The 11,918-nt window shown below is 43.9% G+C and carries 10 protein-coding genes; 6 read left to right on the forward strand and 4 right to left on the reverse strand.

The genetic code is table 11. The annotated features are described in order from the left end of the window. Nucleotides 1-68: 68 nt before the first annotated feature. The 4 genes from G500_RS0115535 (at nucleotide 69) to G500_RS0115555 (ending at nucleotide 4,771) form a co-directional block, all read left to right on the forward strand. On the forward strand, nucleotides 69-1,337 hold the full coding sequence (locus tag G500_RS0115535) for a PP2C family protein-serine/threonine phosphatase (RefSeq protein WP_027003217.1): 1,269 nt from the start codon (nucleotides 69-71) through the stop codon (nucleotides 1,335-1,337). Nucleotides 1,338-1,829: 492 nt separating this feature from the next. Next, complete coding sequence (locus G500_RS0115545; protein WP_086047931.1) at nucleotides 1,830-3,776, forward strand: OmpA family protein; 1,947 nt, start codon at nucleotides 1,830-1,832, stop codon at nucleotides 3,774-3,776. 188 nt (nucleotides 3,777-3,964) lie between these two features. Beyond that, a complete protein-coding gene (locus G500_RS0115550) occupies nucleotides 3,965-4,381 on the forward strand; it encodes a hypothetical protein (protein ID WP_027003219.1) in 417 nt (138 codons plus the stop codon). A gap of 63 nt (nucleotides 4,382-4,444) precedes the next feature. After that, nucleotides 4,445-4,771 carry a HesB/IscA family protein gene (locus G500_RS0115555; protein ID WP_027003220.1) on the forward strand — a complete coding sequence of 109 codons (327 nt, stop codon included), beginning with the start codon at nucleotides 4,445-4,447 and terminating at the stop codon, nucleotides 4,769-4,771. 229 nt (nucleotides 4,772-5,000) lie between these two features. Here the strand turns inward: G500_RS0115555 and G500_RS0115565 are convergent, their stop codons facing one another. The 3 genes from G500_RS0115565 to G500_RS0115575 all read right to left on the reverse strand — a co-directional run bounded on the left by G500_RS0115565 (nucleotide 5,001) and on the right by G500_RS0115575 (nucleotide 9,575). Then, a complete protein-coding gene (locus tag G500_RS0115565; RefSeq protein ID WP_027003221.1) occupies nucleotides 5,001-5,906 on the reverse strand; it encodes a rhomboid family intramembrane serine protease in 906 nt (301 codons plus the stop codon). Nucleotides 5,907-6,054: 148 nt separating this feature from the next. Further along, on the reverse strand, nucleotides 6,055-7,203 hold the full coding sequence (locus tag G500_RS0115570) for a DUF3298 and DUF4163 domain-containing protein (protein ID WP_027003222.1): 1,149 nt from the start codon (nucleotides 7,201-7,203) through the stop codon (nucleotides 6,055-6,057). A 77-nt stretch (nucleotides 7,204-7,280) separates the two neighbouring features. After that, nucleotides 7,281-9,575 carry a LysM peptidoglycan-binding domain-containing protein gene (locus tag G500_RS0115575; protein WP_027003223.1) on the reverse strand — a complete coding sequence of 765 codons (2,295 nt, stop codon included), beginning with the start codon at nucleotides 9,573-9,575 and terminating at the stop codon, nucleotides 7,281-7,283. Nucleotides 9,576-9,821: 246 nt separating this feature from the next. On the opposite strand from G500_RS0115575, the gene gldD reads away from it, so the two are divergent. After that, nucleotides 9,822-10,442 (forward strand): gliding motility lipoprotein GldD, encoded by a 621-nt coding sequence (gldD, locus tag G500_RS0115580; RefSeq protein WP_035757734.1) that lies wholly within the window; start codon nucleotides 9,822-9,824, stop codon nucleotides 10,440-10,442. A 120-nt stretch (nucleotides 10,443-10,562) separates the two neighbouring features. After that, the gene (locus G500_RS0115585) at nucleotides 10,563-11,012 is read left to right on the forward strand and encodes an acyl-CoA thioesterase (RefSeq protein ID WP_051203725.1); all 450 of its coding nucleotides are present in this window, start codon (nucleotides 10,563-10,565) and stop codon (nucleotides 11,010-11,012) included. Between the two features lie 129 nt (nucleotides 11,013-11,141). On the opposite strand, the gene ccsA is transcribed toward G500_RS0115585, so the two are convergent. Beyond that, on the reverse strand, nucleotides 11,142-11,831 hold the full coding sequence (gene ccsA / locus G500_RS0115590; RefSeq protein ID WP_035757664.1) for a cytochrome c biogenesis protein CcsA: 690 nt from the start codon (nucleotides 11,829-11,831) through the stop codon (nucleotides 11,142-11,144). Nucleotides 11,832-11,918 lie beyond the last annotated feature (87 nt).

Raw genomic sequence — 11,918 nt, forward strand, 5'->3', positions numbered from 1 at the left:
CTCGCTTTTGCCTTCAAATAAATAAGCCCTTTTGTGCCTTCCTATCACGTGCCAAAATCCGCGCTTTTATGCTTCAAGAGATAACAAACCTCAAACTCCGCCGCCGCGAATTAGAACGCAATGCGCTGATAGAAACTATCCGTTCTATCAACAACAATGCCCCCGAAGAGGCACTCTTTCGCCTTTACCACCTAACTCTGCGCTCGAATATGAGCATCTCGAAGTTTGTCTTATTTGTAAAAGACCAAACTTGGAAAGTGCGTGCGTGGCATCAAAGCGGAGAGCAGCAGGCTAATTATCAGGGGGCGGAACTACCTGAAAGCGTATTGGCGGTACGTGAGCCTATTGCCTGTGCCGCGTTGGATTTAGACCTTCCTTTTAACGATTTTTCTTACTTACTGCCTGTGCGCCACAAAACAGAAGTGTTGGCGTATCTTTTTATAGGTAGAATCCTGACCGACCATTTAGACCAAGAGGAACTCAACGTAAGTTTAGACTATATCGAGGCACTGACCAATATTATCGTCGTGGCGGTAGAAAACAAAAAGTTGGCACGTAAGCAAAAGGAGCAAGATGCCATCAACCAACAGCTCAAAATTGCACAAGAGGTACAGACTTTATTGCTACCCAAGACTTTGCCCCATACCGACCAAATTTCTATCCAAGCCAGCTATCAGCCACACCACAATTTGGGAGGCGACTATTACGACTATATCCGCATAGACGAAAATCGTTTTTTGGTCTGTGTGGCAGATGTATCGGGCAAGGGCGTGCCTGCGGCTATTTTGATGTCGAACTTTCAGGCAGGTTTGCGCACTTTGGCGCGTCAGACTGATGATTTGAAAAAAATTGTCCTTGAACTCAATAGCCTGATTATAGAAAATTCGGGGGGTGAAAATTTTATCACCGCTTTTTTCTTTATCTATGACAAAAAGAACCATACCGCCACTTACATCAATGCAGGACACAACGCGCCCTTATTATTTCGTAGCCAAACCGAAGTGCATAGCCTGCAAGAGGGAACTACCATTCTGGGTATTTTCAAAGACCTGCCCTTTCTAACTTTGGCGACCTTAGAAGAGATGGACGAATTTTTACTCTTTTGTTTTACCGACGGCTTTACCGAAACCTCCAACGAAGACGGGCAGGAATTTGGCGAAGAATCGCTCATTACCTACATCACGCGCTACTACCACCTCAATCAAGAAAAGTTGCACGAAAAGCTCTTTTCCTATCTCAATTCCTTTCGGGGAAACAATGGTTTTGCCGACGATATTACCCTGCTCTCCTGTCGAGTTTCGTTCAAAGAAAATCGCGCCAAAACACAACAAGGCTAAATCTGACAACACGCAAACTTGGAAGGGCGCAGCAAAACAGCCGCTTTGAAGCGAAAATGAGCTTTTTATCTTTTTTATGATGCTAAAAATAACAGAAGTAAAAAAGTAGATTGCCCAAACTGCTCGCTTTCGTCTGCGATAACAGAAATTTTATCGCAATTTTGCCTTTTGAGGGCAAAAAAAAACGTCGAAACCTTATATTTTATCTCAAATTGCCTTAAATTTGCAGCAAACTAACTAAACCCAAAAAAAACGTTTGAGCAAGTCCCCAAAATTTGCTTTTTTTGTTTTTCAATTGGGAGTGTTGGATTTACCCTTGCTGATGCCTTGAAAGCAAATGCAGCCAAATAAATGGTGCTATCTCACCTTTACACATTTTTTTTCAAGAAAAATCGGCAAAAGGTAGAGAAAACACAAGGATTTTTTTACCTTTACATGAATTCTTGTGGAACAACTTAACTCTAATTGCTAAATTTAATCAAAATAACCTTTATGATGAGAAAGGGAACAGTTTATCTCTACTTGAGCTTTCTGCTCGCCTGCTTCTTAGGAGTAGGTACTGCAAAGGCGCAAAACAGCCCCGACGAAGAGAAGGAAGGCGATATGTACAAAAACTGGGTCAGCCCAGAACGCCACCGCCTCAGCCCTGCTATCAACACGTTGCTCTATGATGAGTACGCGCCAAGTATCAGCAAAGACGGCAAAACTCTCTACTTCCAATCCAACAAGGAAGGAAAAGGCTGGAATAGCTACCAACTCTATGTAGCAAAAATGGACAAGAATGGCAAGTGGCTTGACCCTGAGCCTATCAAAGCCATCAACGAAAAAGCAGGCGGCAAAATCGTGGCAGGTCCTTGGATTAGCTACGACGACCTAACCCTCTTCTTCTGTGGCGAATTAGAAGACACCAAAGGTGGCATGGACATCTACATGGCTACACGCGAAAGCGTAGAGGCTGAATTTGGAGAGCCTGTTAGTGTAGGCGATGCCATCAACACAGGCGACCACGAGAGCTTCCCTTCTATCTCTGCCGACGGTATGTTCCTTTACTTCTCACGCAAAAAAGCAAGCAGTGAAGAAGGACAAGAGGAGGCTGCCGCTACTGAAACTGAAGACGACAAAAAAGGCGCGAAAGGCAAAAATTGCTACCAATTTTTCGTTTCTAAGCGCAACGTAGATGGCTCTTGGGGCGCACCTACTGAAATTACTTCGCCTTTCACCGACGATTGCAGCATGGCTTTCCGCGTAATGGCTGACAACGAAACCGCTTACTATTCTTCTTTGAAGACAGGTGCTAAAAGACAAGCTGCCGTAAAAGGTATCCGCGCTGACGCACGCGATTTCGACCTCTTCATGACGCGCCTACAAGAAGGCGGTGCTGCTTGGGACGAGCCAATGGCTGCCGACTTTGCAAACCACCTTTCTGCCGAAGGTTTCGTTTCTATCTGCCCTAACGACGCTCCTAACGCCGTTATGTACTTCAATGCAGACATGAACGCTTCACACGAAGTTTTCTGGACGCTCGTACCTCCTGCTTTCGCACCTAAGAAAGTAATGCGTGCCTGTGGAAACGTAGAAGACTCTGTAACTGGCGACCCCGTAGCCGTAACGCTCAAATTTGAAAACTTGACGCGCCCTAACTTGGGTTACGAAAAAAATAACGACCCTGAAACAGGTGAGTTTGAAACCATGATTACCGAAGGCAACAAGTACAAGGTTACTATCAATCACCCTGATTACTTGCCTTACGAATTTGAGTGGGACTTCACCTCACAAGAGTCTTTGACTAACATCTGTAAGCGTGTTCGTTTGATTCCTAAGGGAGTAGATGTAGTTGTCAAGATTGTCGACCTGCTTACAGAAGAGCCTGTTGATGCACAACTTACGGTTCAAAGTGCAGACAACACCAGCATCGGCAACGTAGAGAAAAAAGGTACAGGCGAATACCAAGCCCGTTTAGAGCCTAAAGTTGTCTATGACCTTACTGCAAAAGCAAGCGGTTATTTCGACGAAATGGACACTTTGGACTTGACAAAAGCAAACTACGGCGACAAAGTTACCAAGTATATCCGCATGCTGGACGAAACTGCTATCGCTTTCGACAACATCAACTTCGCTACTGCACGTTGGGATTTGAACGCCAAAGCAAAAGAAGAACTTGAAAAAGTCTATAAGTTCTTAACCGACTATCCTAAGTTGCGTATCCGTATCGAAGCACACACCGACTTCCGCGGTGGCGACGCATACAACTTGCGCCTCTCTCAAAATCGTGCGAAGTCTGCCATGGACTACCTTATCGGAAAAGGTATCCCTGCAAGCCGTTTAGAGTCTGAAGGTTACGGCGAAGGTCGTCCTACTGTACCTAACGAAATTGATGGCAAGCAAAACCAAGCAAACATGGCTATCAACCGTCGTGTAGAGTTTAAAGTAGTAAAATAAGCCTTTAAACCGCGCTTGCGAGAAAAACATCGACCGTAAGGTCTAAATCGTAGTAGGACATTTGCTCCTGCTACGATTTTTTCGTTTTTTCTTGTCTAAGGCACTACTTTTACAAACAAGGGTTTGTATCTTTGTGTTAGACATATCTTATTAACCCTCTCCGCTTTCTCTTTTTCCCTTGCTTATTTATGAGTTATACCGATATTCACGTAGCAAATGCACGCCTTCAAAAAGCCATTCACGACCATTTAGGACTTTCTGATGCCCAGCTTATCTTCGATTTTATAACCGAAGGCGGAAATACACGCCTTAATCTGATTACGGTCAATCCGCGCCATAACCAATCCTTTCTCTTTCATTCCGAAGTAGGGACAGATAAATTAGATGCCCTCCAAAAAATGCTCTCCTATGTGAGAGATTACAAAGAAAAAGACAATTCCTACACAATCCAATGGGCAAGCCGAGAGGAAGGCGCAAAATCGGCAGGTTTGCAAACTTCTTACTTTCGCGCTCGTAATATGTATGAAGCCTTAGACAAACTCTACTTTGGCAGAGAGGTAAATTCTCTAACGGTCTATAGTATCGTCTTGAATCCTATCTCCTAACCGCCTTAGCGTCGTGTTTGGAAAGGCGAATCTTTGTTTTAAAACCCCAAATAAGATTCTACTATGATTAGCATTTCAAATAAAGCCCTTGATAAGTTGCAGGAACTTCGCAACCAAGAGGGACACTCCCTACAACATCATGTCCGCGTAGCGGTAAAAGGTGGTGGCTGTTCGGGATTGATGTATGATTTGAGCTTCGACGACCAAATTTTAGCTTCCGACGAAGTCTTTGAAGACCAAGGTGTTAAGATTTTGGTAGATAAAAAAAGTCTGCTCTATCTTATCGGCACGACGCTCGAATTTAGCGACGGCTTAAATGGAAAAGGCTTTCAATTCATCAACCCAAACGCCTCGCGCACCTGTGGCTGTGGCGAAAGTTTTGCAGTTTAGAAAATAGCACAAAATACATCAGACCTCGATACAAAAAAAGGAACAAGTTATACCCTTGTTCCTTTTTTTAGGCGTTTTAATCGCACAACGCATAGCCATATTAGGTTCTGCAAAAAGCCTTGTTTTGTCAAATTTGACACGAAATAAAGTTTGGACTGACCCCTATTTTTGGGTCTGAAAATCCTTTTTTATTTCAATTTTGTTATGCGGACAAGGCAATGCCTTGTCCCTACTTTTGACTTGCCCTAAAAAGCACTTGCTTTTCTTCTTGTGTTAGGCTTTCATAACCCGACTCTGAAATTTTGTCTAAGATGCGGTCTATAATTTCTTGATTAGGCACAACGGCAGAAGGCGAATTTTTTTGGCTTTGACTTTGACTGCTATGATGGGCATAGCTTTTGGCACGCATCTTGGGTCTGCGTCTTTTGAAAAGGTTGGAAAAAAAGTTGCCAATTTTGACGAAAATAACGCTCCAATCTCGTCCCTTTTGGAACTGTTTGATGAAGACAAAGCCCATCAAAGCCCCTCCAAGGTGCGCCAAATTGCCACCTGTATTTTCTAAGCCGATGGCTAAAATAGAGAGAAAGACCGAAACGGCTGCCACATATTTGAGCTTGACTGCCCCAATAAGCAAAAGATGCACACGCATTTCGGGAAGCAACGTAGCCCCCCCTACCAAGATAGCATACACGCCCGCCGAAGCCCCAATTAGCCCTGTGGTATAGTTTTGATACCCAACAAAGACGGTATTGTAGGCAAGAAGATAAAGCAAACCGCCTGCAATTACGCCCCAAAGATAAAGCCCTAAAAGCCTTTGACTGCCGATATAATCGCCTACAAATTTGCCAAACCAATAAAGCATCAACATATTCATCAAGATATGTAGAAAGCCTTTGTGGGTAAAGCCGTAGGTGAGTAGCGTCCAAGGGGTCATCAGGGCATCGAAAGCATTAGGGCGCAAGACGACTAAGTAGTTAGTCAGGTTCTGGACTTCCATCATAAAAGTACCAAAACGCCCAAATAGCCCCACTAAGGATACCACAATGAACACAATGACATTGATAAGGATAATGCGAATAACCGTATTATTAGGCTTATTCCATTCATATTTTAAATCATCAACAAAACTTCTCATGACGACAAGGTTTTAGAGCAAGAGGAAAAGAGATTAGTTTTCAAAACGCAATTTCGAGGGCTTGCGTTGGGTTGGGGTTCTCAAAAGTACGATTTTTTATACAAATGCGAAAGAGCGATAAAAGACTTGTGAGCGTATAGGAGAAAGGTTATTGATTGGCAAGTAGCCATAAGGCGCAATCGTTCCGCATAAAAGGCTTTAATTCCGCATAGGAAATGAAAATTTCAGTCGTACCCATGACATAAGGCGCAATTTCATACAAGCCATATAGAAAAAGTATGCCCGTTCCTGTGGCTGCCATATTGTCAGGCAGCGGTAAATCAGCATCTTTATCCAAAAAGAAACCGTAATCGCCCAAACTTTGTTCTTTTGGGAGGGCTAAATCTTTTCTCAACTGACGCACTAAGAGCTGTCGAAGGGCAGGATTTTGTGGAGCTACAAAAATATCTTTGGCGTGTAAGATTTTCCCTTTCTTTAAATCCCAAATTTGGTAGAGCGTGCCATACGTGCCATGTGCGCCCCCTGCATAGCTATATCCCGAATAGTCCAGAGTTAGGATATGGGACTGATTAAAGATGACGCTCATGCTGCGCTCGTCTGTGTAGTTGAGTGCAAAATCGAGGTCGTCGTCTTGGGTGTTGCCCTCGAAATAGCCTTTGTGCAGGCGTTTTAATTTTGCTGCGACGTTGTCTTTTCCCAAAAATTCTGCCCCCAACTGTCCTACAATGACGCTATCTTGCAGTTTTTGCAGCAAGGTAGTGGGCAAATCGGTAGGTATGCTGGTCGGATACAAAACCTCGATGGCAAGGGAGGAGATACCGCCTTTGCTGTCCTGCTTTTCGTCCTTGATTCGGTAGCCTTCGAAGCCTACAATGCCTTCTTTTATTTGGGTCAGTGCGAAGGCAAATTTTTTCGTACCTGCGGCATTTCTCCAACTGCCTGAAAACTTATCGCCTACCTTTTTACCCTCAAAAAAGGCGGTTGTGTTGTAGGATTTGTCTTTCTCCTCTATTTTCCAAGTGCCATTGGCTTGTTTTGCGCCTTCCAAAGTTATCGGAATTTGGTATTTGGTGTAGAAATAATGCCCCGAAGCGGTTTGTTCTGTAAAGGTAAGATTCATAACGATTGGCAGATTGCCGTTGAGCGTTCCCTGATACTGAATTTGCTCAAAATTGCGTACAAGGGGGCTTTGTGCCTCTGCCTTTTCTACCCAAAAAAGACCCCAAAATAAGAGCCAAACAAATGCAGACGAAATTGTAAAGGGTTTGAAAGGTTTTCGAATTTGGAAAGCGGTCATGTTTTGAAAAAATCTTAATCTGGAAAATCATAAAAAGAAAAAAGCGAAGACGCATTGCCTTCGCTTTTAAGGCTACTCTATTTTTTGCCCACAATTAGACGCGCATTTAAGCGCACTATGTCGTCTTTCATTTCGTTCCATTGGCGAATCTGGTCTTTGCTCACCCCATAAAGGTTTGCGATTTTATTGAGCGTATCGCCCGAAGAAACGGTGTGATAGACCCAAACTTCGTTTTTAGCGGCTAACTCCTGATTCGAGGCAAGGGCAGTATCGGGCGAAGTGGTGGTTTTGGTAGAATCGGTGGCGGTTTGCTTTTCCTGATTCTTTTCTTGGGTCGGATTGTTTTTGATAGGCTGCGGCTGCGATACGATAAGCGTTTCGCCTGCCTTCAAATCAATTACGTCTTTGGCAAGGGCGTTCCAAGTGATGATTTGGTCGGGCATTAGGTTGTAGCGTTTGGCTACATGATAGATAGTTTCGCCTTTCTGAACCACATGCAAGCCTTCGCCCTTCGAATTGGGGGCAGGAATATTTTGCAGCAGGTCTTGTGTTTGCTCTTGTTTGTGCTTTTCTAAAAGTTGGGCAGGAAGGGCATCGCCGCCGCGCACGATAAGTTTTGTACCCTGATGCAAAATGCCGTTGTCCTGCAATTTGTTCCAACGCATTAAATCGCCCGAAGAAACGCCAAATTCCTTTGCGATAGTCCAAAGGGTTTCTTTCTCACCTACTACGTGCAGCAAAATTTGTGCGGTATCTGCCTTTAAAAGGGGCTTTTCAGGCTCTGCCATCGCCACTTGAAAACCGTACATATCATACCCTTTTGTTCCTGCCTTATCAGGGTCGCCCCCGATTTTGAGAATTTCCTCGCGCGTAGGTTTGGAAGGATTTGTTGCCGTATTTTGGGTCGTATTTTGAGCCGTATTTTGGTTGTTGTTCTGTGTAGCGGTGGTGGTCGTATTTTCGCTTGTTCCCAAGCCGCGCGTATTTTCTACAAAAGTTTGCGCCGTCGCTTCCTTTTTGGGTAAAGCCAAATACTCCTTTAAGACAATTTGCTGGTCGATGGCGATGTCGTCCCCTGTTCCCAACTGATTCCATTCGATTAGCTTTTTGTGTTCTATGCCATATAGTTTGGCGATTTGCCAAATCGTTTCGCCTTTTTTTACATAGTGATACTGCACGTCGGGATTGACAAAATGCGCAGGCGAGGCTACATTTTGCACCTTTGTATCGGGTACGGGCAAATAAAGGGAGTCATTTAGTCGCTGTGGCGTAGAAAGTTTGGTGGTAGTTTGCGTATTTTGCGCCACTTTCTGTGAAGTTTTTCCTACAATTAGCTTCGTGCCTTTGGGAAAAGTTTTGGTAGCAATGTCTAAATTGTTCCAAAAACGTAGGTCTGCCACATAAACCTTGTAGCGATTGGCGATACTATCGAGCCGCTCTGCTTCCTGCTGGGTAGTGTAGTAGAGGTCGCCATTTCGGGTTTCGAGCTGTGTAGTGGCTTGCTTTTCAGGCGCAAGGGTTGTGGCTGTATTTTTTTGTGGCTCTTCTTGGTTTTTGAAAGGCTGCTCTGTGGGGTTTTCCTTTTGGGGGGCTGTCGTGTTCTGTGCCACTTTTTGAGCAAGGGTATCCAATTTTTGTTCGGTAGCCTCTTCGGGTTTTGCATCAATGAAGCCTTCTTCTCTAAGATTTTCCTCCCACTGCTGTTTAAGTTCGGGGTCTTCTTGGGCTAAATTGGGCTTTTTGGTGGTGTCGTTCACGATTTTATTCAGGGTAGCGGTTTCTCCCTCAATTCTACTGACAACGATACCGCGTGTAGCTTCTACGGTGCGAATCTCTACGGGTACATTTTTGGGGCGGCGCGATTGCAGCCAAAGCACACGCCCCACTTCGGGCTTGGTATTTTCTTCTAAGCGATTGTAGTGGTAGAGGCGTTTGAGTTCGAGTCCGTAACGCTGACTGACCTGCCAAAAGTCTTCGCCTTCGCTCAATACGTGCATGCTCACTAAGGCAATCTTGTGTTTAGGCTCTAAATAATAGACCTGCCCACTTTCTACGGTAGCCGACACATTGAGGTCATTGTACTTTAAAAAATCCACAACCTCGATGCCTGCCGCCTTTGCCAATTCGGAAATCATGTCGGTTTCTTCGGGCAAGATGGCTTTGAGCTGATTGACCTTGCCAAAAGAAAAAATTTTGCCGTTGATATTTCTATCTTCCTTTTCTTCTATCTGCCAAAGTGGATTTTGAGCCTTGCTTGGGGAGATGGTCAGAAGGAGTGCGCCCCCTACGAAAGCCCAAAGAGAAAGTAGCATCAAGGTCTGCTTCTTGGGAAAAGGTAGCCAAAAATGAGGAGAAAAACGATATGGTTTCATCTTGTATAATTTTGTTAGCGTATTTGAAAACAAGTCGGAATGTAAGGCTATAACGCTATTTTTGGGCTTAAATATACAAAATCTTTTCCAAAGCTACTTTTATTCAATGCCTTAGCAGCCAAATATGCCCTAAAAAGGCTTTTTTATGTGCAAAACTTGTATTTTTGTAAGGTCTTGTCGGAAAATGCGTTAGATAAGAAAGCGCAAGTTTTGCCCTTTTATCCTCATTCTGATACAAAAATTGATATGCTAAAAAACATAAACAAACGGCTTCTTTTTGCCCTCTGCCTACTTTCGCTCGCCCTTAGTGCTTGTGGAGAGCAGGAAGCGGTTTATTTGCCCAAACCGATTGGTTTCCATCGGATAGAACTACCCAAACCAGAATATCAACTCTTGGAAGGCGACTATCCCTACCAATTCGAATATTCGCAATATGCCAAAATCAAACCCTACAAGACCAGTCACGCACAGCCCTATTGGATAGAAATTGACTACGATTCCATCACCATTTCGAGTATTCATATTTCCTTTCATACCATAGAAAACAACCCACAACGCTTCAAAGAATACGTCAATGATGCCTACAAAATGACTTTTAACCCGCTCATTACGGCACGCGCCACAGCCATAGACCAAAAAGTAGATACCCTTGCAGGTGGAAATACCGTCTTTTTCACCTTCTCCGAAGGCGAAGTCCCCACTGTCTTCAACTATTGGATTTCCGATTCTACCCAACACTTTTTCCGCGCCGCCCTCTACGTACCCTCCTCACGCGATAACGATTCCTTAGCTCCTATCCTCAAATACACACAAAACGATATGATGCACCTGCTCAAAACGTTTCGATGGAAAGAAAAGGCGCAATAAAAACACTCGAAAGGCAAAAACCTTGTTCCTCTTATTAAATTATTAAAAAAAACAAAGCGAATGGCTCTTAAAAACTGTTCGTTTTAAGTCTTTATCCAAAATCTATTAAAAAAAAGTCAGATGAACGAATCTTCTCACAATCAGAACCCCAATCAGAACAAAGACCGCATCGATATTATCGTGCGCGGCTACCATTTAGACGTGTATCAGCACGTCAATAATGCCCGCTATCTCGAATTTATGGAAGAGGCGCGATGGGCATATTTTGATGGCAACCAAGCCGTTCAGAAACTGCACGTAAGCAAGGGGTTGGCTTTTGTGATTGTCAATATCAATATCAGCTACCGCTATCCTGCCCAATTAGGGGACGTTTTAGAAGTGCAGACTTTCTTGAAAGAAATCGGCACAAAGAGCTGCACTTTTACCCAAAAAATTGTACTCAAAGGCACAGAAAAAGTAGCAACCGAAGCCGAAGTAACCTTTGTGTTTGTAGATTTGAAGACCCAACGCGCCGTCGCGATAGACGATTCTATTCGCAGCATCTTGGAAACAATGCAAAGTGAAGCCTGATAAAGCGCAGGGCTTTGACGCTCTAAGCAATATCCGTATGAGGGACAGGGCAATGCCTTGTCCCTACTTTGTTCTTAGTTTGCTATTTTTTTAAGATTAGAAAAGGCAGGTATCGCAATTTGGAAACTGCTAAAAATCTTGCTTTTCTTCCCATTGATAGCGAATTTTTTTGTAGCGTACTCTCAATTCTACCAGCCAAACACCGAGCATTGTCCAGCCGATAATAGCGATATAAAATATTTTTTTCAAATCATTATCGTAATCATAGGCACTAAAAGCAGGGTTTCCCTCTGCGCCAGGGTGCAAAGAATCGGTTAGGCGTGGCAAAATAAAAATCAGGGGAATGTACATCGCAAAGGCAAAAATATTGAAGACGGCACTAATTCTGCCTCTTTTTTGTGCGTCTGTAAAGGAATTGCGCAGTAGCAAATAGCCCAAATAGATAAGAAGCGCAATCGCCGAGGCGTTCTGTTTGGGGTCGCTATTCCAAAATGCTCCCCAAGTGAATTTTGCCCACCACATGCCTGTGGTAATGCCCAAGATGCCGAAAAGCACCCCTGCATTGGCGAGTTCTACTGCCCAGAGGTCGTCTTGCCATCTGCCCTTGCGTAGGTAGCGGATTGAAAAAATAAGCGAAGCCAGCAGCATGAGCAGCATGCCAAACCACATGGGGACATGAAAAAACAAATTGCGGATAGTTTCATTCAAAATATTGAGGCGTGGCACTTCAATAAGCAAGCCGCCAATAATTGTGTAGAAAATAATGGCGATTGCCGCCCCTTTCCAAAGCCAATGAAATGCGGAACGAGAAGTAGTCATAAAAAGAAGGTTTGTGCTACAAGAAGGTGCTGCAAAAATACGCTTTTTGAGCCAATTTACTCACGCCTCAAATCGCAGAGAGCGCAG

The sequence above is a fragment of the Hugenholtzia roseola DSM 9546 genome (genome assembly GCF_000422585.1).
GTDB classification, from domain to species: Bacteria; Bacteroidota; Bacteroidia; order Cytophagales; family Bernardetiaceae; genus Hugenholtzia; species Hugenholtzia roseola.